General features: G+C 59.8%; 24 protein-coding genes. 19 read left to right on the top strand and 5 right to left on the bottom strand.

The features are described from left to right. Window positions 1–2 precede the first annotated feature (2 nt). Entirely contained in the window at window positions 3–1,265 is a 1,263-nt protein-coding gene (locus IPK09_05405; protein MBK7983055.1) for a polysaccharide deacetylase family protein, read from the top strand. Continuing rightward, complete coding sequence (locus IPK09_05400) at window positions 1,262–1,768, top strand: GNAT family N-acetyltransferase (GenBank protein MBK7983054.1); 507 nt, start codon at window positions 1,262–1,264, stop codon at window positions 1,766–1,768. The genes IPK09_05405 and IPK09_05400 overlap by 4 nt, the downstream gene beginning before the upstream one ends. A gap of 69 nt (window positions 1,769–1,837) precedes the next feature. On the opposite strand, the gene IPK09_05395 is transcribed toward IPK09_05400, so the two are convergent. The 3 genes from IPK09_05395 to IPK09_05385 form a co-directional block, all read right to left on the bottom strand. Next, the gene (locus IPK09_05395; GenBank protein MBK7983053.1) at window positions 1,838–2,299 is read right to left on the bottom strand and encodes a DUF4019 domain-containing protein; all 462 of its coding nucleotides are present in this window, start codon (window positions 2,297–2,299) and stop codon (window positions 1,838–1,840) included. An 18-nt stretch (window positions 2,300–2,317) separates the two neighbouring features. After that, complete coding sequence (locus IPK09_05390; protein MBK7983052.1) at window positions 2,318–3,001, bottom strand: SDR family oxidoreductase; 684 nt, start codon at window positions 2,999–3,001, stop codon at window positions 2,318–2,320. Window positions 3,002–3,064: 63 nt separating this feature from the next. Next, window positions 3,065–3,748: an alpha/beta hydrolase fold domain-containing protein gene (locus IPK09_05385; GenBank protein MBK7983051.1), complete on the bottom strand. Its 684-nt coding sequence runs from the start codon at window positions 3,746–3,748 to the stop codon at window positions 3,065–3,067. A gap of 127 nt (window positions 3,749–3,875) precedes the next feature. On the opposite strand from IPK09_05385, the gene IPK09_05380 reads away from it, so the two are divergent. From IPK09_05380 to IPK09_05355, 6 genes are all read left to right on the top strand, one after another. Continuing rightward, window positions 3,876–4,028 carry a lipoprotein gene (locus IPK09_05380; protein ID MBK7983050.1) on the top strand — a complete coding sequence of 51 codons (153 nt, stop codon included), beginning with the start codon at window positions 3,876–3,878 and terminating at the stop codon, window positions 4,026–4,028. A 3-nt stretch (window positions 4,029–4,031) separates the two neighbouring features. Continuing rightward, on the top strand, window positions 4,032–5,279 hold the full coding sequence (lysA, locus tag IPK09_05375; protein MBK7983049.1) for a diaminopimelate decarboxylase: 1,248 nt from the start codon (window positions 4,032–4,034) through the stop codon (window positions 5,277–5,279). A 25-nt stretch (window positions 5,280–5,304) separates the two neighbouring features. Continuing rightward, complete coding sequence (locus IPK09_05370) at window positions 5,305–5,724, top strand: CoA-binding protein (protein ID MBK7983048.1); 420 nt, start codon at window positions 5,305–5,307, stop codon at window positions 5,722–5,724. Between the two features lie 67 nt (window positions 5,725–5,791). Further along, on the top strand, window positions 5,792–7,339 hold the full coding sequence (locus IPK09_05365; GenBank protein MBK7983047.1) for a carbon-nitrogen hydrolase family protein: 1,548 nt from the start codon (window positions 5,792–5,794) through the stop codon (window positions 7,337–7,339). Window positions 7,340–7,394: 55 nt separating this feature from the next. After that, window positions 7,395–8,225 (top strand): diaminopimelate epimerase, encoded by an 831-nt coding sequence (gene dapF, locus IPK09_05360; protein ID MBK7983046.1) that lies wholly within the window; start codon window positions 7,395–7,397, stop codon window positions 8,223–8,225. A 17-nt stretch (window positions 8,226–8,242) separates the two neighbouring features. Next, complete coding sequence (locus tag IPK09_05355) at window positions 8,243–8,953, top strand: DUF484 family protein (protein ID MBK7983045.1); 711 nt, start codon at window positions 8,243–8,245, stop codon at window positions 8,951–8,953. 8 nt (window positions 8,954–8,961) lie between these two features. On the opposite strand, the gene IPK09_05350 is transcribed toward IPK09_05355, so the two are convergent. After that, window positions 8,962–9,603, bottom strand: coding sequence for a YihA family ribosome biogenesis GTP-binding protein (locus IPK09_05350; GenBank protein MBK7983044.1), 642 nt, complete (start codon window positions 9,601–9,603; stop codon window positions 8,962–8,964). A gap of 177 nt (window positions 9,604–9,780) precedes the next feature. Here IPK09_05350 and IPK09_05345 point away from each other — a divergent pair, with 177 nt between their 5' ends. The 11 genes from IPK09_05345 to IPK09_05295 all read left to right on the top strand — a co-directional run bounded on the left by IPK09_05345 (window position 9,781) and on the right by IPK09_05295 (window position 22,772). Continuing rightward, window positions 9,781–10,389 (top strand): cytochrome c4, encoded by a 609-nt coding sequence (locus IPK09_05345; protein MBK7983043.1) that lies wholly within the window; start codon window positions 9,781–9,783, stop codon window positions 10,387–10,389. A 160-nt stretch (window positions 10,390–10,549) separates the two neighbouring features. Further along, the gene (locus IPK09_05340) at window positions 10,550–12,583 is read left to right on the top strand and encodes a cytochrome c biogenesis protein ResB (protein MBK7983042.1); all 2,034 of its coding nucleotides are present in this window, start codon (window positions 10,550–10,552) and stop codon (window positions 12,581–12,583) included. Window positions 12,584–12,687: 104 nt separating this feature from the next. Further along, window positions 12,688–13,866: a c-type cytochrome biogenesis protein CcsB gene (gene ccsB / locus IPK09_05335; GenBank protein ID MBK7983041.1), complete on the top strand. Its 1,179-nt coding sequence runs from the start codon at window positions 12,688–12,690 to the stop codon at window positions 13,864–13,866. A 46-nt stretch (window positions 13,867–13,912) separates the two neighbouring features. Further along, window positions 13,913–14,542, top strand: coding sequence for a thiol:disulfide interchange protein DsbA/DsbL (locus IPK09_05330; protein ID MBK7983040.1), 630 nt, complete (start codon window positions 13,913–13,915; stop codon window positions 14,540–14,542). A gap of 29 nt (window positions 14,543–14,571) precedes the next feature. After that, window positions 14,572–15,366 carry an endonuclease/exonuclease/phosphatase family protein gene (locus IPK09_05325; protein ID MBK7983039.1) on the top strand — a complete coding sequence of 265 codons (795 nt, stop codon included), beginning with the start codon at window positions 14,572–14,574 and terminating at the stop codon, window positions 15,364–15,366. A 2-nt stretch (window positions 15,367–15,368) separates the two neighbouring features. Continuing rightward, on the top strand, window positions 15,369–16,274 hold the full coding sequence (locus IPK09_05320) for a fructosamine kinase family protein (GenBank protein ID MBK7983038.1): 906 nt from the start codon (window positions 15,369–15,371) through the stop codon (window positions 16,272–16,274). Between the two features lie 81 nt (window positions 16,275–16,355). Continuing rightward, window positions 16,356–16,883 carry a transcription/translation regulatory transformer protein RfaH gene (locus IPK09_05315; GenBank protein ID MBK7983037.1) on the top strand — a complete coding sequence of 176 codons (528 nt, stop codon included), beginning with the start codon at window positions 16,356–16,358 and terminating at the stop codon, window positions 16,881–16,883. A gap of 98 nt (window positions 16,884–16,981) precedes the next feature. After that, the gene (gene cysD / locus IPK09_05310) at window positions 16,982–17,890 is read left to right on the top strand and encodes a sulfate adenylyltransferase subunit CysD (GenBank protein MBK7983036.1); all 909 of its coding nucleotides are present in this window, start codon (window positions 16,982–16,984) and stop codon (window positions 17,888–17,890) included. Window positions 17,891–17,998: 108 nt separating this feature from the next. Next, window positions 17,999–19,861 (top strand): hypothetical protein, encoded by a 1,863-nt coding sequence (locus tag IPK09_05305; GenBank protein ID MBK7983035.1) that lies wholly within the window; start codon window positions 17,999–18,001, stop codon window positions 19,859–19,861. A gap of 118 nt (window positions 19,862–19,979) precedes the next feature. Continuing rightward, complete coding sequence (gene cysN, locus IPK09_05300; protein MBK7983034.1) at window positions 19,980–21,902, top strand: sulfate adenylyltransferase subunit CysN; 1,923 nt, start codon at window positions 19,980–19,982, stop codon at window positions 21,900–21,902. A 111-nt stretch (window positions 21,903–22,013) separates the two neighbouring features. Beyond that, complete coding sequence (locus tag IPK09_05295; GenBank protein MBK7983033.1) at window positions 22,014–22,772, top strand: SDR family oxidoreductase; 759 nt, start codon at window positions 22,014–22,016, stop codon at window positions 22,770–22,772. Window positions 22,773–22,802: 30 nt separating this feature from the next. Here the strand turns inward: IPK09_05295 and IPK09_05290 are convergent, their stop codons facing one another. Then, window positions 22,803–23,603, bottom strand: a complete 801-nt coding sequence (locus IPK09_05290) for a YdcF family protein (protein MBK7983032.1) — start codon at window positions 23,601–23,603, stop codon at window positions 22,803–22,805. Between the last annotated feature and the right edge of the window lie 16 nt (window positions 23,604–23,619).

Below are 23,619 nucleotides of genomic sequence, written 5' to 3'. Positions count from 1 at the left end.
AAATGCGCCGCTTTGATGGCGGGTTCGGTTGGATCGGCGTTCTGCTGGCTGCGGTACTGGGCGGCGGCTACTGGTGGCTGCGGCAAACGGCGCTTGAGCCGTGGAACTGGCCGAGCGAAGTGCCGCCGATGGCCGCGCCCGCACCCGCAGTCGTCAAACCGCCTGCCTCCCCAAGTTTGTCGAGCGCTGTTTCAGCTTTGCGGGAGACCCCTGATCCGGCGGTGACCAGACCCTCCGTCGCTCCGCCGAGCACGGCATCACCGATGACGACACCGCCCGCGCCGGCCGCGCCCCCTTCCGTTTCCAGCGCTGGCGCTACCCGTCCGCTGCCTCCAGTCAAGCAGGCCAGCGATGCCCCGAACTTACTGCAAGCCTGTTGGAATCAGGAGCAGTTGCGCGCTACGGCAAATGACCAAAGAATTAAAAATCCAGCGGCCGATCCTTCGCCGTTGGTGGGAGGGCAACCACCGACAATTCCGCTAGCGGCGGCGTTAAGTCGGTCGATCCGTTATGTCAAACCTCGTAACGGCGAGAAGCTGCTGGCGCTGACTTTCGATCTGTGCGAACAAGCTAATGAGGTCAGCGGTTATGACGCGGCTCTGGTCAATTATTTGCGAGACCATCAAGTGCGGGCCACTTTTTTTGCCGGCGGCAAATGGATGCGCTCTCATCCCGAGCGAACCATGCAACTGATGGCCGATCCTCTATTTGAACTCGGCAATCACACTTGGACCCATGCCAATCTGCGGCGGGTCAATGGCCCTAGGATGTTCGAGCAAATCAGCAGGACTCAGACGGAATATGGCATCTTGCGCGAGCGCTTGTTGGCTTCCAAATGCGCGAGCGCGCTCGGCAATAAAGCGGCGATCAGCGTGCCGGCCAAATTGAGCTTATTTCGTTTTCCTTATGGCGCGTGCAATGCGGAATCGCTGGTCGCGGTAAATCAAGGTGGGTTAGCGGCCATCCAGTGGAACATCGTCACCGGCGATCCCAGCAAGGGGCAAACGGCGGCCGGAATTGCCCGCGCCGTGCTGAATCAAGTCAAGCCAGGCTCCATCGTGATCGCTCATGCCAACGGGCGCGGCTGGCATACCGCCGAAGCGTTGCCGCTGATCGTCCCTGAATTGCGCGCTCGCGGGTATCGCTTTGTCACGGTCAGCGAGCTGCTGGCGGATGGCGAGGTGGTTGCGGCCGATTCCTGCTACGAGAACAAACCGGGCGATAATCTCAAATACGACCGGTGGTCTGGAGCGAGCGGAAAGTGATAAAGCCGAAACCCTTTCTTGATCGCTATATGCTGTCCGGCTTTTCACTGGCGCCAATCGAGGCAGCAGAGGCTAAGATTATTGCGGGCGAGATGATCGAGATGGACCCTTGGCGTACCTTGAATTATGCGGCGGCTCCTTTGGAAAACTATCTATCAACACCTAGCCCGGCGTTGCATCGTTACGCAATTAAAGTGGCTAAGGATGACATCGCTGGTGTGGTGACAGTCCGTTATCCTTGGTTGAAAGGCGCTTATCTTGAATTGTTCGGCTTTTTCCCAAACCAGCAGAACAAAGGGTTGGGCACGGCGGTTCTAAATTGGCTGGAGCGGGAAACCGAGTCTCAAGCAGCTAATTTATGGGTTTTAGTGTCTTCTTTTAATGATTCCGCCAAGCGGTTTTATCTGCGGCAGGGCTTTCGGGAAATCGGTGCTATTGAAGCGTTGGTCAGTTCAAAAAGCACCGAGCTTTTGTTGCGTAAGGTATTACGGCAAGTCGCATAGGCCCCTTTGAGGAAACGAACAGCATGAGTGCCGACGGGCGTCAGCCGCTTTCTAAACCGGGTTAGAATTTCAGTTGATGTAGTAGCCCGCCACTCGCCAGCTTCCATCCTTATCGCGCATGGGTGTCACTGTTTCGAGCGCCGCTGCCTTCTTCTCGAAGCGCGTGTTAAATTGGATGACAACATACTCGCCGTCGGGCGCGCCCGGAAGGCTGCGAGTCAAATTGGCGGATTTGAGGGCGCGAGATTTCAGAGCACCAAGCTGGGAACGAATGGGTTTGACGGCTTTTTCCCAATCGGTTTTTGAGACGCCGCCGCGGAACAATGCCGCTGCCTGATCCCAGCTCTCACCGTATTGCTCCGCATCCACGAGCGCCAACCAAGCTTTAGCCGCCTCTTGAGCCTTGACAGTGGTTTCGCTATCGGCCGCTCGAGCGACAACCCCTAGGATAAACAGAAAAATAACACCGATTCGTAAAGTGTTTTTCATGAGAGTTTCCTCGAAAAAAGCGATAGTTAGTAACCCGAACATAGTCGCTCATGGCGGTTCCTACCGCGCCACCCATCCGCCACACACCGGAAAAATCTGACCGACGAAACAATTGGCGGCCTCGCTGCACAGATAGGCGGCAAACACCGCATCCTCCGAGGCCGACACCAGCCTGGCCAGCGGCACTTCCCGTTTCAGCCGCTCCTGAAACGCCGGGTTGGCCTGAACCTCGGGCGGAAAATAGGTCGGATTATCGACGAAGTTTTGGGCGATGGCGTTGACCTGGATATTATGGGCTGCGACTTCCACACCCACGGCTTGAATGTACGCCAACTGCGCGCCGCGAGCCGCGCTGTAAGACGAGGTGCGTTTCATGCCGCGCAAGGCGGCGGCGCTGCCCATCAACAGAATTTTCCCCGACCGGCGTTGGATCATGTGCGGCAGCACGGCGCGGACCAGCCGAGGCAGCGGATCGACCAGATGGGCGAACACCGTCCGCCATTCATCATCGGTGACGGCGACCGCTGGCGTCGCCGGCGCGGGTAGGGCCAGATTGGCGACCAGCCCATCTATAGGGCCTGCGCCCTGGATCATTTGCGCGGGCAAGTCTGGATCGAGCAACGGCCGGTCGTCGGCGATGACCGTCGCGCCCAGTTCGGCGAAGGTCTGGCACAGCGCCGGACCCATGAAGCTGCTCGCCTGAGTGATCAAGATTCGCTGGCCCGTGAGATCGCAGATTTTCATAATGTCTTCACCCGTTGGATGTTGAACCTCTGCCGAGCGTCGGTTCGGCGTGCGCCGCTACCCTCAGGCTGGCGCGACCGCCAACACCCGGCCCAACCAATGGGCGATGTCGCGGATTTCCTCCCAGCACACCTCATGGCCCATGCCGTAATCCTGCCATTCCACCCGATAGCCCAAGGTTTCCAGGGCTTCGGCGCTTTGCTTGCCATAGCGCATGGGAATCACCGCATCGTAATCGCCGTGGGTCATGAAGATCGGCGTCTGCTGGTTGGCCGGCCGGCGTTCGCCGCTGAGCTTGCTGGCCAGGGGGAGGTAGCAAGATAGCGCCAGAATGCCGGCCAAGCGCTCGGGGTAGCGCAAGCCCGTATGCAGAGCCATCGCGCCGCCCTGGGAAAAACCGGCCAGCACGATGCGTTCGGCGAGGATGCCGCGCTTCTTCTCGCGCTCGATCAGCTCGAAAATGGCACGCTCGGATGCGTAAACGCCCTCCGGGTCTTCCTGGCGGGGCAAATCCATGCTCAGCACGTCGTACCAGGCTCGCATCCGCATCCCGCCGTTGACGGTGACCGGCCGGATCGGCGCGTTGGGAAATACGAAGCGGATGGCCGATGGCTCCGGCAGCTTCAATTCCGGCACGATGGACTCGAAGTCGCGGGCGTCAGCGCCCAAGCCGTGCATCCAGATCACGCTGGAGCGCGCGGTGAGCTTGGGTTCGATCTCGACGGTGGTCAGCGCGGTTTCGTTCATCAGCAAATCCCGTGGAAGCAGTCTGGCGGCATTAGCCGTGAAGTCGGTCGGCTTGTCAAGCCGCACCCGCCGGTCCAAGGCAGGTTATACTGATAATCGTTTTCGTTTCTCGCAAGGATTTTCCGCAATGCACGAGTTTCGCCCTGGAGCACCGCTGGTAGGGTTGCTGTTGGCCGCGCTGTTGGCCGGTTGCGGTCAGAAAGGCCCGCTCTATCTGCCCCAGCCGCAAGCCAAATCGCCGCCCTCCGAACAGGCTCCAGCGCCGCCGTCGAGGCCCTGAACCATGGATCATTTCGAGTATCGCGGCGGCCGCTTGTACGCCGAGGAGGTGCCGGTCGCCGACATCGCGGCGGCGGTCGGCACGCCCTGTTACATTTACTCCCGCGCCACCATCGAGCGCCACTGGCGCGCCTTCGACCGCGCCTTCGCCGACCAGCCGCATCTGGTGTGTTACGCGGTCAAGGCCAACAGCAATTTGGCGGTGTTGAACGTGCTGGCGCGGTTGGGGTCGGGTTTCGACATCGTGTCGGTCGGCGAGCTGGAGCGGGTGCTGGCGGCGGGGGGTGACCCCGGCAAAGTGGTGTTTTCAGGCGTGGGCAAGCGCCGCGATGAGCTGGAGCGCGGTTTGGAAGTCGGCATTCATTGCTTCAACGTCGAATCCGAAGCGGAACTGCTGCTGTTGGAGCGCGTGGCGGCGGCGCGCGGCCAACGGGCGCCGGTGTCGCTGCGGATCAACCCGGATGTGGACGCCAACACCCATCCCTACATTTCCACCGGTCTGAAGCAGAACAAATTCGGCATCGAGGTCGAACGGGCGCTGGCGGTTTACCCGCGCGCCGCCGCTTCACCTCACCTGAACGTCATCGGAGTCGATTGCCATATCGGCTCGCAACTGACCCAGGTCGCGCCGTTCGTGGACGCGCTGGAGCGGCTGCTGGCGTTGGTGGCGCGGTTGGAAGCCCAGGGGATCGCGATTCGCCATCTCGATCTCGGCGGCGGCTTGGGCATCCGCTACCGTGATGAAGAGCCGCCGTTACCGGCCGATCAGGCCGGCGCGTTGCTGGAGCGCCTGCGCGGCCGGCCCTACCGAATCCTGATCGAGCCCGGTCGGGCCATCGTCGGCAACGCCGGCCTGTTGGTGACGCGGGTCGAATTATTGAAACAAAGTGAGGATAAAAGCTTTGCGGTGGTGGACGCGGCGATGAACGATCTGTTGCGGCCGGCGCTGTATTCGGCGTGGCAGGCGATCATTCCGGTCGCAGCGCGCAACGCCGGCGAGCCGCGCCGTTACGACGTAGTGGGTCCGATCTGCGAAACCGGCGATTTCCTCGGCAAGGATCGAGAATTGACCGTCGAAGCGGGTGACCTGCTGGCGGTGCGTTCCGCGGGCGCTTACGGTTTTTCGATGAGCTCCAATTACAATTCCCGGCCTCGTGTCGCCGAAGTGATGGTGGACGGCGAGCGCTTTCAAGTAGTGCGGCGCCGGGAGACGCTGGCGGACCTGTACGCTGGCGAGACTGTCTGGCCGTAATAAAGCGTTTTTAAGAGGTCCTACGATGCACGCTGCTTTTGCCAATCCTTCCCAGGATGAAATCCGCGCCTTGTTAAAGCGGATCAAAACCATCGCCGTGGTCGGTTTGTCCGGCTCGCCGGGCCGAGCCAGTCACGGGGTCGCCAGAGCACTCCAAGGTTTTGGCTATCGCATCATCCCGGTCAATCCCACGTTGGCCGAGGTGCTGGGCGAGAAGGCCTATCCCAACCTGCGCGAGTTGCCAGAGCCGGTCGATCTGGTGGATGTGTTCCGTGAATCAAGCCATGTCGCCGGCATCGTCGAGGAATGTATCGCCCTCAAACTACCCGCGTTGTGGCTCCAAGACGGCGTGGTGGACGAAGCGGCGGCGCGGCGGGCGCGAGACGCCGGCTTGACCGTGATCATGGATCGCTGCATTTATCGAGATTACGCTCGACTGATGTGATGGCCGGGAGCGTGGTCTGTGAGCGGACGGTTCTGATTGTACTGCTGCTTAAATTTCAAGAAAGCTTATGAACGACAAAATAGCGGAGCATCCCGTTCAGCATCGCCTCAAATTGAGAAACCTCCGTTTGTCAGATTATGATGACATTCATGAGATTATGGAGGTCGTTTATCACAACATGGACGGCGCCTGGAGCCGGGAACAGTTCGCTTCGCAAATCGCCCGATTCCCCGAAGGACAAATCTGTATCGAGGATAACGGCAAGGTGGTGGCGGCCGCGCTGAGCCTGCTCGTCGATTACGGCCGTTACGGCGACCGCCACACCTACTGGCAGATCACCGGCGATGGCTATCTGACCACCCACGACCCCAACGGCGACACCCTGTACGGGGTCGATGTGTTCGTCCATGTCAAATACCGCGACATGCGGCTGGGCCGACGGCTGTACGACGCCCGCAAGGAGTTGTGCGAAAAGCTGAACCTGCGCGCCATCGTGGTCGGCGGCCGGATTCCCGGCTACGGCAAATACGCCCAGGAGATGACGCCGCAGCAGTACGTGGAACAGGTCAAGGCCAAGGAGCTGATCGATTCCATCCTAACTTTCCAGTTGGCCAACGACTTCCACGTCCGCCGCATCATCACCGGCTATCTGCCCGATGATACAGACTCCAAAGCCTATGCGGTGTTGTTGGAGTGGTTGAACATCTACTATGAAGAAAAAGAAGTCCTGATCGGCGGCGGCAAGTCGGTGGTGCGTATCGGCGCGGTCCAGTGGCAGATGCGCCAGACCGCATCGCTGGAGGAAATCCTCCAGCAAGTCGAATATTTCGTGGATGCGGTGGCCGGTTACAAGACCGATATCGTGCTGTTTCCAGAATTTTTCAACGGCCCCTTGATGGCGCATTTCAACCAGCGTAACACCGCCGAGGCGGTGCGCCAGTTGGCCGAGTATACCGATCCCTTACGCGATGCAATCTTGGATTTAGCTATCGCCTATAATGTCAACATTATCGCCGGCAGTATGCCGGAATATCGAGGCGGAGCATTATATAATGCCGCTTTCCTGTGCCGGCGCGATGGCACCTGGGACAAGCAGTCCAAACTGCACATCACCCCAGACGAACAGGCATATTGGGGCCTTCAGGGTGGCGACGCGCTCCAGGTGTTCGAACTGGATGTCGGCAAGATCGGTATTCTGATCTGCTATGACGTGGAGTTTCCGGAACTGCCGCGCCTGCTGGCCGATCAGGGGATGCAGATTTTGTTCGTGCCGTTCTGGACCGACACCAAGAACGCTTATTTGCGGGTCCGGCGCTGCGCTCAAGCGCGAGCCATCGAAAACGAATGTTATGTAGTGATTTCCGGCAGTGTCGGCAACTTGCCCAAAGTGGAAAACATGGACATGCAGTACTCTCAGGCCGCGGTGTTCACGCCCTCGGACTTCGCCTTTCCGCACGATGCCATCGCCGCGGAAGCCACGCCGAATACCGAAATGACCCTGATCGTCGATCTGGATCTGGACAATCTGAAGGAACTGCGCACCCACGGCAGCGTGCGCAACTTTCGCGACCGGCGGCTGGATTTGTACAAGGTCGCTTGGACCGGACGGAGTTGAAATCGACTGAAAACCGCTGATTCGCCCTGCGGCTCGGCTTTGTGAAGATCTCATCATGACCTTGCGCTTCACCAAAATGCACGGACTCGGCAACGATTTCGTGGTGATCGACGGCATCAATCAGACCGTGGTGCTGGACCCGGCCAAAATTCGCCAGCTGGCCGACCGCCATTTCGGTATCGGTTGCGATCAAGTGTTGCTGGTGGAGGCGTCCGACCGGCCGGAGGCCGATTTTCGGTACCGCATCTTCAACGCCGATGGCGGCGAAGTGGAGCAGTGCGGCAACGGCGCGCGCTGCTTCGCCCGGTTCGTGCGCGATCATGGCCTGAGCGACCGTGACCAATTGCGGGTAATGACCGCCAGCGGGTTGCTTCATCTAAACATCCAGGCGGATGGCCGGGTGGCGGTGGATATGGGGCGGCCGAGATTAGAACCGGTTGAAATTCCTTTTTTTGCCACCGAAAGGGCTAAACATTATCCGATCGCCGCCGATGGGATAGACATGGCGATCGGGGTGGTGTCGATGGGCAACCCCCACGCCGTCTTGAAAGTGGACGATGTGCGGCACGCGCCGGTCGCCCATTTGGGACCGCTGTTGGAGCGGCATGGCCGCTTTCCCAAGCGGACCAACGTCGGTTTCATGCAGGTGGTGGCGCCGGATCGGATCCGCTTGCGGGTGTTCGAACGCGGCGTCGGTGAAACCCTGGCCTGCGGCAGCGGCGCGTGCGCGGCGGTGGTGGTCGGTCGGCTGTGGGGGTTGTTGGAGCCGGAGGTGCGCGTGGAATTGAAAGGCGGTGAGTTGAATATCCATTGGTCTGGCGAGGGGGAACCGGTCACCATGAGTGGGCCGGCGGCGACCGTATTCGAAGGGTGGATCAAGTCGTGAACGAGGATTTATCTTCCGTGGACTTTGAGCTGGCGGTGCTCGCCTACTTGCGCGATCACCCGCAATTTTTCCTCGATCATCCCGATCTGGTGGAGAACTTGCGAGTTCCCCATCCCTGCAAACCGGCGGTGTCGTTGCTGGAATATCAAAACCGCTTGCTGCGGGAGCGCGGCCAGCGCTTGCACAACAAATTGTTGGAGCTGGTCGCCATCGCTCGCGACAATGACCGGCTGGCGGAACGGGTGCAGCGCCTGGCGTTGACCTTGCTCGATGCGCGCGGCGGCCTGGATGAGCTGTTGCACGGCATCAAGGCGATCCTGCGTGATGAGTTCAAGGCCGATTGCATCGTGCTGTGTCTGGCGGAACCGCCGACCACCGGTTTGAGCGCCGTGGAGGAATTCCTGCGGCCGGACGTGGTGGGGTTGTTCGATGAGGTATTCCGAGCCGGCCAGCCTCAATGCGGTCGGTTGAGCCCCGAACAGGCGGCGGTGTTGGGCGGTCAGGGCGATGCCAACGCCGCCTCGGCCGCATTGATACCGCTGATCGGCGGCAACTGGCGCGGCTTGCTGGTGGTGGGCAGTTCGGATGCCCGGCGCTTTCATTCGGGCGTCGGGACTTTCTTTCTGGAACGGATCGGAGAATTAGTGAGCCAGGCCTTGCAGGCGCGCTTGCTGGCCAGCGGCTGGCAGACGGAGGCCGAGACGCCTTCCGCGCACGGGAGCGGCTGAGCCCAGGTTCAAAAATCCAGCCATTGATCCAGGCGGGCACAGGCTTCCGCAACGCCCGCGCCGCTCAGTGCTGAAAACAGCTGCGCGGTGACCCCCGGGAAATCAGCCCCCAACATTCCTCGCACTTGTCGCAGCGCGAGCGCCGCTCGACCGCGGCTTAGCTTGTCGGCTTTGGTGAGTAGTACATGGGCCGACAAATGGCGTGCCGCGCAGCAGTCCAACAGTTGCCGGTCCAGTTCGGTCAGCGGGTGGCGGACGTCCATCAAGAGCAGCAGGCCCTGCAAGGACGCGCGTTCGCGTAAATACCGCTCCACCAGGACGCGCCAGTGTTGGCGGATCGGCTCGGGTACGCGGGCGTAGCCGTAACCGGGCAGATCCACGAGAAAACGCTGCGGTTCCACCAGAAAAAAGTTCAGCAGCTGGGTGCGGCCGGGAGTTTTGCTGGTCCGCGCCAGCGCGCGTTGCCCGGTCAGCAGGTTGAGCGCGCTGGATTTACCGGCATTGGAGCGGCCGGCGAAAGCGACTTCTCGGCCGGTATCGGGGGGTAACTGGGAAAAGGCGTTGACACTGTTCGAGAAACGCGCGGCGCGGTAGCGATGGGCGGCGGCGGAACTGGATGAAATAGAGCTAGGATCGCTGGGGTTTCTCATTGAACTTGGAAGCCGAAACTGATATATAAATCACTGCTTTTGGCGAGTGGAACTCATTAAGATAGTCACTCTAGCGCCGCGACCGCGCGAGACGCGCCCGCTGGACCACGCATGGTTTTTCCGCGCGCGACCGGTCGCACGAACCGAATACCGTCATCGTACAGGAGCCCTCTAAAAATGAAAAAATATGTTGTGATCGCCGCGACGTGCGCCCTGCTCGGTTCCGCGACCGCCGCGCTGGCCGCCGGCGATGCCGCCGCGGGCAAGGCTAAGTCCGCAACCTGCGCGGCGTGTCATAATGCGGACGGCAACAGTACCATCGCCCAATATCCCAAGCTGGCCGGACAGAGCGCCGATTATCTGCTCAAGCAGTTGCAGGATTATAAGAGCGGCACGCGCGCCAATCCGATCATGCTCGGCATGGTCGCGCCGCTGAGCCCGCAAGACATGGAAGATCTGGCCGCCTATTTCGCTTCACAGCAGATCGTCCGCGCCGCGGCCGATCCGAAGCTGGCCCCTCAAGGCGAGGCCCTGTTCCGGGGCGGCAATCTGAACAGCGGCGTTTCGGCCTGCGCGGCTTGCCACGGCACCGTCGGCGCCGGCAACCCCGCCGCCAAATTCCCCGCGATCGCCGGCCAACATGCCGAGTACCTCGAACTTCAGCTCAAGGCGTTCCGCGCCGTGGAGCGGTCTAACGATGCTGGCCAGATGATGCGCGCCATCGCCGCCAAGATGACCGATCCAGAAATCAAGGCGGTTGCGTCTTACGTACAAGGTTTGCAATGAGAGGCTGGCGAGTTGGGCTGAGTTAGCTCCGCAGTGTGTGAGGGTGGCCAAAGCGGTCACCCTTTTTTGTGGAAGCCCCTTCTTGCGGTCCACGGCTGAGGAACGCTTTCCCGCAGGTCGGGTCATAGAAAACGTCCGGCCCACGCTCTCCAACCCCACTGTGAACGCAATCACTTCCGACGGTGTCCCTTCGCGGCGTACCCTGAAATGGGTGTTGCTGGAATTCTTAGGTTCGATGAATCTGGCCATCACCTTGCTGGTGGTGATCGCCGTAGCGTCAGCCATTGGTACGGTCCTCCAGCAAAATCAGCCCTACTCGAACTACGTGCTCAAGTTCGGACCCTTCTGGTTTGAGGTGTTTCGTGGGTTGGGGCTTTACGACGTGTACGGGACGAACTGGTTTCTGGGCATTCTCGCCTTCCTGATTTTGTCTACGGCCGTTTGTCTGTACCGGCAGGTCCCCGGCATGTTGCGGGAAATGCTGCGGTTTCGCACCCAGGTTCAGCTCCATTCCCTGCGGGGGTTTCACCAGCAAGCTGAATGGACGCTGCCCGGTCGGGACTCAGAAAAAGCGTTGGCGGCGGTCACCGCCGTTTTTCGGACCTTCGGCTATCGTTGGCGCGTGCAGTCCTATGCCGACCATCAGGTCGTGGCGGCCATGAAGGGTCGCTACAACCGCTTGGGCTACCTGTTCACCCACGCCGCGGTGGTGGTGATCGGCATCGGGGGCTTGCTGGATGGCAACCTGTGGCTGAAGCTCAAGGAATGGAACGGCCAGCTCGCGATCGAACGCCGCGATCTGGCGGCGCGCGATATCCCGCCGGCCAGCCGGCTCCAACCGGGAGCGGTGCCCGCGTTTCGGGGTAATGTGATGCTGCCGGAAGGCTCGGCCGCCAATTTCGTGTTTCTACGCCTGCGCGATGGCTATCTGTTGCAAGAGCTGCCGTTCGCCATCGAGCTGAAGGATTTTCAGATCGCCTACTACGATACCGGCCAACCCAAATCCTTCGTCAGCCGGGTGAGCATCCACGATGAGGAGCATTTGGGCAGCCAGCCTTTGGAGGCGACCATTCAGGTCAACCATCCGCTGACCTATCGTGGTTATGCCATCTATCAATCGGATTTCGGCGATGGCGGCTCCAAGCTGGCGTTGCGCGCTTGGCCGCTGGCCGCCGCCCGATCGCAGCCGGTCGAGCTGAAAGGCGAGGTCGGGGGTACGCTCAAGCTGGACGGACCCGACGGACCCCTCACGCTGGAATTCGACGACTTTCGACTGTTCAACCTGCTGCCGGAGCCCGACGCCAAGCCCGGCGACCGCAAGTTCCGCAACTTTGGTCCCAGCGTGGGATTCAAGGTCCGCAACGCCGCCGGCGAAGCGTGGGAGTATTTCAATTATATGGTGCCCGCTCAGCTGGAGGGTCGCTGGTTCTACATCAGCGGGATGCGCGCCCGGCCGGGCGACCCCTTCACCTATCTGCACATCCCGATGGACGCCAACAATAGCCCCGAGCGCTTCTTGAAATTCAACGCCCGCTTGCGCGATGCGGGCGGGTTGCGCGCGTTGCTGGAACGCTCGGCCGGCGCCCCCGCCGGGAATGCCGACTTCCAGCGCGATCTCAACTTGGTGCGAGCGAATCTGGTCGGTTTGTTCGCCGAGGGCGGATTCAGCGCCGTGACGGAACGGGCTAAGGTCGTGGTGCCGGCCGAGCGGTTGCGGGAGGCTACAACGCTCTATCTCAACCTCCTGCGCGATACGCTGGCGGAGGTTTACCTGGACGTTTTGCGCGAGGCGGGCGTGGCGGTAGAGTCGGGCATCGACGGACGGGAAGAGGCGTTTTTCAACGACGCCATCTCCGCGTTAGCGGCGCTACCGAGTTACAGAGCGCCGCTTTATCTGCAACTCGCCAGCTTTCAGCAAGTGGAGGCATCGGGGTTACAAATAAGTCATAGCGCGGGCGCTCCGGTGGTCTATGGGGGGTTTGCCTTGCTGATCGCTGGTATCTTTATCATGTTTTATACTTCTCACCGACGGCTGTGGGCGTGGCTGGCCGTGGAGGATGGCGCGACCCGCTTGTTGCTGGCGGGTACCGGCAACCGCCGTCAAGCCGATTTCGCGCGCGATTTTGCTGAGTTGAGAAGGCGAGTAGCCGCTCGACTCGATCAACTTGCGCAGCCGGCGCCGGCTGCGAGTTAAAGTTTGCATTGACAGTCAACAATATCATTTCGGTAGTTTCGTAGCGTTTGCTATTCTTATGTCAATCGCTATGGCTTATAAGACTCCACGAGAGGAGGTTGGTGATGGCCGTAACGCGTGAGCTGATGCTGGAGCAATTGGAGCGGGCAACCTCATGGAAAAATCCGACCGCTTGGGATGTTCTCTGGGGGTTGTTGGTGGTGGCGGGCTCGGGTTACGCCTACACGCTGTACCAACCCTTTATGGATGGTTACGAGGTGGCGATCCAACTCATCGCCACGCTGGGCCTGGTCGCTTGGGGGCTATACTGGAAACCAGCCCGGTGGTTCGTTCTGGTCGCGACCGTGCTGACCGTGACGGGATTCTGGCGCTACGGGACCGATTTTGGCGTGCGCAAGAGCGATTTCCTGCTCAAATATTTCCTGGAAAGCCAAGCCGCGTTCATGTGGATGAGCAGCTTGTTCGTGCTGGCGACGCTGGCTTATTTCGTGGCGCTGTTCGGGCGTTCCGAGTTCGTCGGCCGGACCGCGACCGCCTTGACGTGGAGCGCGGCGGTCATGGGCTTGACCGGATTGCTGGTGCGCTGGCGCGAGTCGTACCTGTTGGGCGCCGATATCGGCCACATTCCGGTCAGCAATTTGTATGAAGTCTTCATCCTGTTCGCGCTGGTTACCGCGTTGTTGTATCTGTTTTATGAAGACCGTTACCGCACCCGCAGCATGGGCGGCTTCGCGCTCTTGGTCATCAGCGCCGCGGTGGCCTTCTTGTTGTGGTACACCTTCGACCGCCAAGCCCATCATATCCAGCCGCTGATTCCGGCCTTGCAGAGTTACTGGATGAAAATTCATGTGCCGGCCAACTTCATCGGTTATGGAGCTTTTGCCTTGGCGGCGATGTTGGGAACGGCTTATTTGGTGCGATCCGGCGCGGAAGCGCGGAGTCCCGATGGATTGTTGGCGCGTGTTTTGCCTCCGTCAGCGCTTCTTGATGAGGTGATGTACAAGGCGATCGCCTTGGGCTTCGCCGCCTTTACCATCGCCACCGTTCTAGGGGCGCTGTGGGCGGCCGAGGCGTGGGGCGGCTATTGGTCCTGGGACCCCAAGGAAACCTGGGCGCTGATCGTCTGGTTGAATTACGCGGCTTGGCTGCATTTGCGCCTGACCAAAGGCTGGCGTGGCGCACCGATGGCGTGGTGGGCGGTCATCGGCTTGTTCGTCACCCTGTTCGCCTTCTTGGGCGTCAACATGTTCTTGTCGGGCCTGCATTCGTACGGGTCGCTATGACCGAACCCCGACCTTTGGTTTCGCTGTGAATGAAAGAGAGCTATTCATGACCCTGTTTCTTCGCCTGGTGCTGGTTCTGCTGGCGTGCGTGTTACCGTTGTCTGGCTTGCGCGCGGCCGATCCCGCCGCTGCGCCGCCGTCATTTCAGGAGGGCAAGGACTATGTGCGGCTTTCGACGCCGGTGCCGAGTTCGGTCCCCGACAAGATCGAAGTCGTCGAGCTGTTCTCGTACCGCTGCCCGCATTGTTATCAACTGGAAACGGTCATTCAGGAATGGCTCAAACGCAAGCCGGAGAATGTGGTGTTGGTCCGAATCCCGGTATCGGGCGGTTTCGATCCGAGTTACGAGTCCGCCGCTCGCGCTTACTACGCCGCCGAAGCGCTGGGCGTGCTGGACAAGATTCATCAGCCGCTGTTCGACGCTATCCACAAGGAACGGCGTAAGCTCGGCACGGAAGACGAGCTGGCGGGGTTTTTCGCCGAACAGGGCGTGAATCAGGACGCCTTTCGCAAGGCTTACCAGTCATTTCAGACCGAAACGCGTTTGTTGCGGGGCGATCAGTTGGTGGCGCAGCGCTATCGGGTACGAGGCGTGCCGGCGGTGTTCGTCAACGGTCGGTACGAAGTGCTCGCGCAGCGCATGTTTGAAGTCGTGGATTTTTTACTGGCCCGATAAGCGGTTCTCAGGCAGGGAGGTCGCAGGTAATGAAGGCCGCGCCAAACGGAACGCGCCGGTTGCGGCTGCTCAGCTACAACATCCAAAGCGGGCTGTCGACCAGTAAATATTCCGAGTACGTCACGCGCAGTTGGAAGCATATCGTGCCGGTACCGTCGCGGATGCTCAACCTCGACCGCATCGCCCGGCTGCTGTCCGATTACGATATCGTCGGCTTGCAGGAAGTGGACGCCGGCAGCCTGCGCAGCGGTTTCGTCAATCAAGTCAAATATCTGGCGGATAACGCCGGTTTCAGCTACGTGTTCGATCAGTCCAATCGCAAGATCGGCATGATCTCCCAACATGGCAACGCGCTGTTAAGCCGGCTACGGCCAGCCGCCATCACGGAATATAAACTACCGGGTTTGATTCCCGGTCGGGGGGTGTTGGAGGTGCGGTTCGGGGCCGGCGCGAACGCCTTGCACGTCTTGATCCTGCACATGGCGTTGGGACGGCGCGGCCGGTTGCGCCAGTTCGAGTTCGTGGCGGAGCTGGTGCGCGAATACGGGCACTTGATCCTGATGGGGGATTTGAACTGCGGCTCGGACAGTCCGGAAATGAAAGCCCTGCTGGAAGCGGGCCGCCTGCACGATCCGAGTCCGGGGCTTTATACCTTTCCCAGCTGGCAACCGGACCGACAGCTCGATCACATTCTGGTCTCGTCCTCGATCACGGTCGAGCGGGTCAAAGTGCTGGAAGCGCACACCTATTCCGATCATTTACCGATCGCCATGGACGTTCGCTTGCCCAAGACGCTGAAATTATCAGCCAAGGGTAACGGCTGAGGATGCACTCCGAAGAGCGCATTCCGGATTTATGGGCCGCCTTGGGGCAACAGATCAGCATAGCGACCGCCGCGCCATTTAGCGTTCGCAGCCGACAGGCGATCGGCGGCGGTTGTATCAATCAGGCTTGGCGGGTGGGTGACGGCGAACGCCACTATTTCGTCAAGCTCAATACCGGCGCCGGTAAAGCGATGTTCGAAGCCGAAGCGGCGGGTTTGGCGGAACTGGCCGCGACCGCGACCGTGCGAGTACCGAAACCGATCGGTCATGGCGCTATCGGGCAGCAGGCTTATCTGGCGTTGGAGTATCTACCGCTGGACGGGGGTGGCGCGACAGCGATGGAACTGCTGGGACGCCAGCTGGCGCTACTGCACGCCCGAGCGCAACCTTATTTCGGCTGGCATCGGGATAATACGATTGGCTCCACGCCACAGCGCAACGGCCGCTTCGAAAGTTGGCCGGAATTCTGGCGCGAGCGCCGTCTGGGCTATCAGCTCGATCTGGCCGCCAGCCACGGGCATGGCGGTAACTTGCAACGCCAGGGCGAGCGCCTGCGGGAGCGACTGGATGGGTTGTTCGCCGGCTACCACCCGGTTCCCGCGCTATTGCACGGTGACCTTTGGCGCGGTAATGTCGGGTGCGCGCGCACCGGAGAGCCAGTGATCTTTGATCCGGCCGTCTATTACGGTGACCGCGAAGCCGATCTGGCCATGACCGAGCTGTTCGGCGGTTTTCCCGCAGGCTTTTATGACGCTTATCGCGAGGCGCTACCCTTGCAAGCCGGTTATCCGCTGCGGCGCACGCTGTACAATCTGTACCACGTTCTCAACCATCTCAATTTATTCGGCGGCGGTTATCGCACGCAAGCTGAAGACATGATCGCTCGCTTGTTGGCGGAGCTTGGCTGAACGATGGTGGGGATCGCCGGCTTTCTTTGTGCGGGCGGTCTCGCTAAAATGCGCCTTTTGTCGTATTCCTGCGGAGTGTCCATGCCTCAAGCCTTCAGCCACCAGCCGGCGACGTTCTGGTTTGCGGTGTTCAGCAAGCCCCGTCGCGAAGCGGAAGCGGCCGAGCAGCTTGAACGGCAAAGCTATCGCGCCTTCCTGCCCCGCGTGCGCTCGCGGCGCCGGTTGCGGGGCCAATGGCAAGAGGTGATAGAACCCATGTTCCCGCGTTACCTGTTCCTGCAAGCCGTGCCGGGCCAGGATGATCTGCGGCCGATCCGCTCGACCCGAGGCGTGATCGGTTTGGTGCGCTTCGGCGGCGAGCCGCAGCCGGTGCCGGAGGCGGTGATGGCCGAACTGCGCCGGCTTTGCCCTGGCGGTGACGGTGTGCTGGAATTGCCAGCCCCGCTGGTGCCAGGCGCCCGCGTGTGCGTTTTGGAAGGGCCGTTCGCCGGCTGCGAGGCGGAACTGCTAAGCCTGGACGGCGAACGCCGGGCGCTGGTGTTGCTGGAATTGCTCGGACGCTCGAACGCGGTCGCGTTGCCGCTGGATATGTTGGCGCCTTTAAGTTGACTCTTTGAAACCTTTGCTGTTGCCTGCCGCAAAGCCACTCTCTTTTGAACTGTGAAACTGACCGGGCAACGCTCTTGCCCGAAGAAGCACTCGCGCTCATGAATCCTTACCAACTGACCCACCTCAAACAGCTCGAAGCCGAGAGCATTCATATCATCCGCGAAGTGGCCGCCGAGTTTGAAAAACCGGTCATGCTGTATTCGATCGGCAAAGACTCCTCGGTGATGCTACATCTGGCGCTCAAGGCTTTTTATCCTGGCAAGCCGCCTTTCCCGCTCCTTCACATCGACACGACCTGGAAATTCCGGGACATGATCCGTTTTCGCGACGAGCAAGCGAAACGGTTGGGGCTGGAATTGCTCGTCTACACCAATGAAGAAGGCGTCCGTCAGGGGATCAACCCGTTCACGCATGGCTCGCGGGTCTATACCGACGTCATGAAAACCCAGGCGTTGAAGCAGGCGTTGGCATTGCACGATTTCGATGCAGCCTTTGGTGGGGCCCGCCGCGATGAGGAGCGTTCCCGAGCCAAGGAACGGGTGTATTCATTTCGCGACCGCAACCATCGCTGGGACCCCAAGAACCAGCGGCCCGAGCTGTGGAATCTGTATAACGGGCGGGTTCACAAAGGGGAAAGCATCCGGGTTTTTCCGCTGTCCAATTGGACCGAACTGGATATTTGGCAATATATCCACCTGGAAAGCATTCCGATCGTGCCTTTATATTTGTCGGCCCAGCGCCCGGTTGTGGAGCGTGAAGGAACCCTGCTGATGGTCGACGACGAGCGAATGCCGCTGGCGCCAAGTGAAGTCCCGCAACAGGAATGGGTCCGGTTCCGCACCCTGGGTTGCTATCCGCTGACCGGCGCGGTTCGTTCTCGGGCCGCGACCTTGCCGGAAATCATTCAGGAAATGCTGCTGACCCGTCATTCAGAGCGCCAGGGCCGCTTGATCGATCATGATGCGGTCGGTTCGATGGAGGAGAAAAAGCGGCAAGGGTATTTCTAGAATCGAGAAGATAGTACTGACTTTCGAACTCAGCCTCATGCATTCTTTGAACCTTGTAAAGCGCTGTTAAATTTGAGTCGAGCTTGATAATACGGATACCCTTTCAGCATGAAGCAAGCTATTTGCAATAAACTTATCTTTTCTCTGCTATTGCTATTTATGATAGTCGAGTTAAGGGTGGGTCTATTGGCTGATACGCCCGATTGGAACGCAATCCTTATTCCAGCTTCCTTAAACAGCGATACGACGGTCAAGCTGGTGGGCGATCAAACACAGATGTTGACGCTCGCTTTGCAGGCTGCGGAATCTGTTCGAAAGCAAAGCGCCGATCACGATATCAGCCTGGAATGGGATTTTCCTCAAGGGATGCAACTGATCAGTAACGCTGGCGTTTTCAAGCAGACTGCCTTTGAATCTCGCCAGGAACGCGGTAGGAATTATTTTTCATTGGCCTTTCAGGTCAGTAACGCTAATTTACTGGGTAAACCCGGAGAAAGAATCAATTCAGACTGGCAATATCAGTCTTTTTTTGTGAGTGTGCCTCTTGCAATCTCTAATGAAAATGCCTATGTGCATTTAACGTTACGAGATAAAAGCCGATCTTATAACTGGCGATGGCCTTTGCGTATTTCGCACTTCAACCCGACCCAGGTTCACCCCAGAACCACCACCATTGGCTTGTGGGATTACAGCTTCTATCGCGCTGGAGCAGCCAGCGACGGCATTGCTGATTTTTTCCAGGCGGCTGGCATCAATTTTACTCAGAAAGCCACCGATAAGATTTTTTTTGCTGCCCTGAAGAAAAGAAACATCGCGGTGGGAGGTTACACCGATCATACCGCTTTTGCATCGCCGCAGGTCATGGATAGCCAGGTGAGCGGCGAAGCGTTACCCGGCCGGTTTGCTTGCCCGCAAGCCAGCCTGGAGCTGTCTCCAAAAGCTCCTGTGGCGGGCGTTGAGGAACTCGCCAACAATGCCTTACAGGGTGACGGCATGGCGGTGATCGATTACGAGCCGACAGGCGTTGACGGGTTTTGTGACAAGGCGGTCAAAAGATTCCAAGAAGAATATCAGATCAGCGCTGATAAATTCGCCGCTTTTCGGCGGTATTTTTCCGCGCAAAAACTGCAAACCCATAACTCCAAAGATCCAGCGATCAGCGCCATCTACGAGCGGTGGAAACAATTCAACAGCCAGCAAACCAGTGCGTATATCAAGCAGATCAGAGAGGGATTGAGGAAAAGAGCTCCAGGGGTTCGTTTTGGAGTGACCACGGGTCGAAGTTATGGCGCCAACCCGAAATCCGCTGCGGCCCTGGGCAACGATAATTCCTTGCTGGCGGATGATGTGGACCTCATCATGCCGCAGCTGTACTTTGGTTATGATGGCGCTAATGTCAAGCTGTTAATGCAATATACCCGAGGCTGGCGGGAGACCCTGGAAGCGCGAAAGACGAAAGCGCAGTTATGGCCGCTGTTATTAATCCGTTATCCCGGCCTCAATCAAGATCAACCGCCCTTGCGGGTCCGGCAGCAGATTCTAGGGGCATTGGCTTCCGGGGCGGAGGGCATCGTGCTCTATGCTCCTCACAATCTGGAGGCGGATCATTGGATTACGCTTGCGGATACCATGAAAGAGGTGTTCGCCTACGAAAACTTTTATCAACGAGGCCGGCGGGTTGATGATCTTTTTAAATTGCACGACATGCCGACCGATCAAGCCGTCCAGCATGTGTGGCCCGATTATAAAGAGCTCGTTGAGGGGCCTGATTGGGCGTTCACAGCACACGAATGGCAGGGAAAGTATTTGCTGACTTTATTCAATTTGGGCGAGCAAGGTGATTTGGATTTTACAGTCGTTCCTTCACCAAAAGCCAAGTTGCTTAAGCTGGACGATGCCACTGCCAAAGGCGACTTCAAATGGACGGTCAAAGCCGGTCATATTGGATTTATCCTGTTGTCAAAACAATAATTTATTGGAACTCATGAAGCAGATGGCACTCGCGAATAGTCATTCCGCTTGAAATTGCAGCGCTCTCTTGCCTGGATCTTCCTTTTCACCCATTTCGGCCACGGGCTAATCTATTATCATGTCGCACGCTTCTCCCTTAATCGAGCAAGATATTACCGCTTATCTTGAGGCTCACGAGCGGAAGGACCTGCTGCGCTTTATTACCTGCGGTAGTGTCGATGACGGCAAAAGTACGCTGATCGGGCGATTGCTGTACGACACCCAGTTGATTTATGAAGACCAGTTGGCCGCCGTGCGCCGCGATACCGTCAAATACGGCACCACCGGCGAGGAATTGGATTTGGCGCTGCTGGTGGACGGCTTGCAGGCCGAGCGCGAGCAGGGCATCACCATCGATGTCGCCTACCGCTATTTTTCCACTGAAAAGCGCAAGTTCATCATCGCCGACACGCCCGGCCACGAGCAGTACACCCGCAACATGGCGACCGGCGCCTCAACCGCGCAACTGGCCATCTTGCTGGTGGACGCGCGCAAGGGCGTGCAAGTGCAAACCCGTCGCCACAGTTTTATCGTGTCGCTGCTGGGTATCCGCCATCTGGTGCTGGCGATCAACAAAATGGATTTGATCGGATTTGATCGGGCGGTATTCGAACGAATTCGCGAGGATTACTGCAATTTCGTGGATAAGCTGGGGGTGCGGGACGTGCGTTGCGTGCCCGTCTCCGCCCTGCGCGGCGATAACGTGGCGCAGCGCTCGAAGGCCATGCCTTGGTATGACGGACCGTGTTTGTTGCAACTGCTGGAAGAAGTGGAAGTCGCCGCCGACCGCAATCTGCGCGACTTCCGGTTTCCGGTGCAGTTCGTCAACCGGCCCAACCTGGATTTTCGCGGTTTCTGCGGCACCATCGCCGCCGGCAAGGTGCGACCCGGCGATCCGGTGGTGGCGTTTCCCTCGGGGCGGCGCAGCCAGGTGACCGCTATCGTCACCGACCGGGGCGAACTGCCCGAAGCTTTCGCCGGTCAGGCGGTGACCTTGACCTTGCGCGATGAGATCGATGTCAGTCGCGGCGATTTATTGGTCGATCCGAACCGGCTGCCGGCGGTGGCCGATACCTTCGATGCGCGGGTAGTCTGGATGGCGGATGCGCCCCTGTTGCCGGGCCGGCAGTACGATCTGAAAATCGGAACCCGGCTGATCCCCGCCGTTCCCAGCCTGCTGCACCATCGGATCGATGTCAACACGCTGGAACACCAGCGGGTCGACGAGTTGGGCCTGAACGAGATCGGTTATTGCCGTTTTGCCCTGAACCAGCCGATTCCCTTCGATGCTTACGAGGAAATTCCGGGCACCGGTGGCTTCGTCATCATCGACCGGGTTAGCAACGCCACGGTCGGCGCGGGGATGATCGTGCGGCCAGTCGCCCAGCCCCTGGTGGACAAATCGCGCAACGTGGTCTGGCACGATCACAAGGTGACCAAGTTGCAACGGGCCAATCAGAAGGCGCAGCAACCGTGCGTGATCTGGTTGACCGGCCTGTCGGGCTCGGGAAAATCGACGCTGGCCAACGGTTTGGAACAACGGCTGCTGCAACGGGGCTATCACAGCTATTTGCTGGACGGCGATAACGTGCGCCACGGACTCAATCAGGATTTAGGCTTTTCCAGAGAGGACCGCATCGAAAACATCCGACGCATCGGAGAAGTGGCGGCGTTGTTCGTCGATTCCGGCTTGATCGTGATTACCGCCTTCATCTCGCCGTTTCGAGCCGACCGGGCATTGGTGCGGGAGCTGGTGCAGGAAGGCGAGTTTGTCGAGGTCTATGTACGGGCCTCGCTGGAAGCCTGCGAGCGCCGCGATCCAAAGGGTTTGTACGCCAAGGCGCGCGCCGGCGTAATTCGGGATTTCACGGGGATCGATTCGCCCTACGAAGCGCCCGAACGGCCGGAGCTGGCGCTCGATACCGAAAGTGAAGCGGTCGAAATGTGCCTGGAACGCCTGTTAGGCTATCTCAGCGAACGGCGGATCTTGCGGGGAAATTAGCAACGTTTGCGGGGAGGCCGTGGCAACAAACTCCGCGTCGACGGTCGTCGCGCTCGCTCGGAGATTCGAGCCCAGCTCGCGCTGGGCTGTGACAGCAAGAGGAGACTTCTGATGTCCCAGGTTGCCTTGATCACTGGCGCTACCTCCGGCTTCGGCGCGGCCTGCGCCCGGTTGTTCGCCGCCAACGGCTGGCGGCTGGTCCTTTGCGGGCGGCGCCTGGAGCGCCTTGAAGCCTTGCGGGTCGAGCTGGCCGGGACGGTTTCCGTGCACGCCTTCGCGCTCGATGTTCGCGACGAATCGGCCGTTAACGCAGCCCTGGCCGCGCTGCCGTCCGCTTTCGCCGACATCGATGTGCTGGTCAACAATGCGGGACTGGCGCTCGGCTTGGAACCGGCATACCAGTGCGACATGGAGGATTGGCAGCGGATGATCGACACCAATATCAAGGGTTTGCTGTATTGCACGCGGGCGATCTTGCCGGGAATGGTCGCCCGCAATCGTGGCCACATCGTCAATATCGGCTCGGTGGCGGGCAGCTATCCGTATCCCGGCGGCAATGTCTACGGCGCCACCAAGGCGTTTGTCAGGCAATTTTCGCTCAATTTGCGCGCCGATTTGGTGGGGAGCCGGGTGCGGGTGACCAACATCGAACCCGGTCTGGCGGAAAGCGAGTTTTCGCTGGTGCGTTATAAAGGTGAGGGCGATAAGGCGGCCCAGACCTATCAAGGCACCGAACCGCTGCGGCCGGAAGATATCGCTGACATCGTCTATTGGACGGTGACCCAACCCGCTCACGTCAATCTGAATTGCATTGAGGTGATGCCGGTCTGCCAGGCCTTCGCGCCGTTTGCAGTCCATCGCGAGCGCTGAAGAAGCTGACGAAAAGGATGTGCGAGCCGGTCAGCCACCGGCGGCGGGCGGTTCCCGCAAGTCGGACTGAAGCAGGTGATTGGCAAATCCGCCCAAGTGTTCCTTGAACGCCCGGCTGCTGTCGGCGAGTGCTTGGGCGTCGGGCAACCAACGCAAAAGGTTCCAGGCGCGTTGCCGCACTTCAAAATCAGTGGGCGCCGGAACCACCGCGAGATCGGTGGCCGCAAACAGCGCCAGCGCGCGAGGCATGTGCAGAGCCGAGGTCACCAGCAGGATGCGGTGCGCGCCTAGCTGGTGCAGGACCGGCAGCGAATTATCGCGGTTTTCCTGGGTGGTGCGGCTGCGCGCTTCCAGTACGATGGCCGCCTTGGGAACGCCCAACTCCTGAAGCAGTTCCGCCATGACCTCGGCTTCGGCGCGCTCGGCGCCGCTCCAGGGTAGGTTGCCGCCGCTGGCGAGAATCAGCGGCGCTTTGCCAGCCCGGAACAAACGGGCGGCGTGCCAGACCCGATCGGCGGCGGCGTTAAGATCGGGGTACAGTCGTTCGGGTGGCCTGGCGGCCTCCATGCCGCCGCCGAGCACGACGATGGCGTCAGCGCCGGGTAACGCCTCCACCGGAAGCGGCGGGTGGCGCTGTTCCAGCGTGGCCCGAACCCAATCGCTGAAGGCGGGGGTGGACCAAAGCCACAGCCAGCTCAAGGCGATGGCCAGCAGGACGCCTGCCGTCCGCCGACGCTTGCACCAGAACAGGAGTCCCGCCACCACCGCTAACAGCCAGGATGCCGATAACGGATACGCCAGCTGGCTGAGGATTTTGGTGAAAAGCAACATGAACCGTTGAGCGACG

The organism is Candidatus Competibacteraceae bacterium, from assembly GCA_016713505.1.
GTDB lineage: Bacteria > Pseudomonadota > Gammaproteobacteria > Competibacterales > Competibacteraceae > Competibacter_A.
Note: the sequence above shows the minus strand (reverse complement) of the source record. Positions and strands in the feature narration are given on the sequence as shown.

Coding starts and splice junctions, on each gene's coding strand:
- IPK09_05325 (MBK7983039.1), top strand. CDS start 14,572: ATGAAGGCCGCGCCAAACGGAACGCGCCGGTTGCGGCTGCTCAGCTAC.
- IPK09_05315 (MBK7983037.1), top strand. CDS start 16,356: ATGCCTCAAGCCTTCAGCCACCAGCCGGCGACGTTCTGGTTTGCGGTG.
- IPK09_05350 (MBK7983044.1), bottom strand. CDS start 9,603: ATGAGAAACCCCAGCGATCCTAGCTCTATTTCATCCAGTTCCGCCGCC.
- IPK09_05380 (MBK7983050.1), top strand. CDS start 3,876: ATGCACGAGTTTCGCCCTGGAGCACCGCTGGTAGGGTTGCTGTTGGCC.
- IPK09_05390 (MBK7983052.1), bottom strand. CDS start 3,001: ATGAAAATCTGCGATCTCACGGGCCAGCGAATCTTGATCACTCAGGCG.
- lysA (MBK7983049.1), top strand. CDS start 4,032: ATGGATCATTTCGAGTATCGCGGCGGCCGCTTGTACGCCGAGGAGGTG.
- ccsB (MBK7983041.1), top strand. CDS start 12,688: ATGGCCGTAACGCGTGAGCTGATGCTGGAGCAATTGGAGCGGGCAACC.
- cysN (MBK7983034.1), top strand. CDS start 19,980: ATGTCGCACGCTTCTCCCTTAATCGAGCAAGATATTACCGCTTATCTT.
- IPK09_05295 (MBK7983033.1), top strand. CDS start 22,014: ATGTCCCAGGTTGCCTTGATCACTGGCGCTACCTCCGGCTTCGGCGCG.
- IPK09_05405 (MBK7983055.1), top strand. CDS start 3: ATGCGCCGCTTTGATGGCGGGTTCGGTTGGATCGGCGTTCTGCTGGCT.
- IPK09_05330 (MBK7983040.1), top strand. CDS start 13,913: ATGACCCTGTTTCTTCGCCTGGTGCTGGTTCTGCTGGCGTGCGTGTTA.
- dapF (MBK7983046.1), top strand. CDS start 7,395: ATGACCTTGCGCTTCACCAAAATGCACGGACTCGGCAACGATTTCGTG.
- IPK09_05320 (MBK7983038.1), top strand. CDS start 15,369: ATGCACTCCGAAGAGCGCATTCCGGATTTATGGGCCGCCTTGGGGCAA.
- IPK09_05305 (MBK7983035.1), top strand. CDS start 17,999: ATGAAGCAAGCTATTTGCAATAAACTTATCTTTTCTCTGCTATTGCTA.
- IPK09_05365 (MBK7983047.1), top strand. CDS start 5,792: ATGAACGACAAAATAGCGGAGCATCCCGTTCAGCATCGCCTCAAATTG.
- IPK09_05395 (MBK7983053.1), bottom strand. CDS start 2,299: ATGTTCGGGTTACTAACTATCGCTTTTTTCGAGGAAACTCTCATGAAA.
- IPK09_05290 (MBK7983032.1), bottom strand. CDS start 23,603: ATGTTGCTTTTCACCAAAATCCTCAGCCAGCTGGCGTATCCGTTATCG.
- cysD (MBK7983036.1), top strand. CDS start 16,982: ATGAATCCTTACCAACTGACCCACCTCAAACAGCTCGAAGCCGAGAGC.
- IPK09_05345 (MBK7983043.1), top strand. CDS start 9,781: ATGAAAAAATATGTTGTGATCGCCGCGACGTGCGCCCTGCTCGGTTCC.
- IPK09_05370 (MBK7983048.1), top strand. CDS start 5,305: ATGCACGCTGCTTTTGCCAATCCTTCCCAGGATGAAATCCGCGCCTTG.
- IPK09_05385 (MBK7983051.1), bottom strand. CDS start 3,748: ATGAACGAAACCGCGCTGACCACCGTCGAGATCGAACCCAAGCTCACC.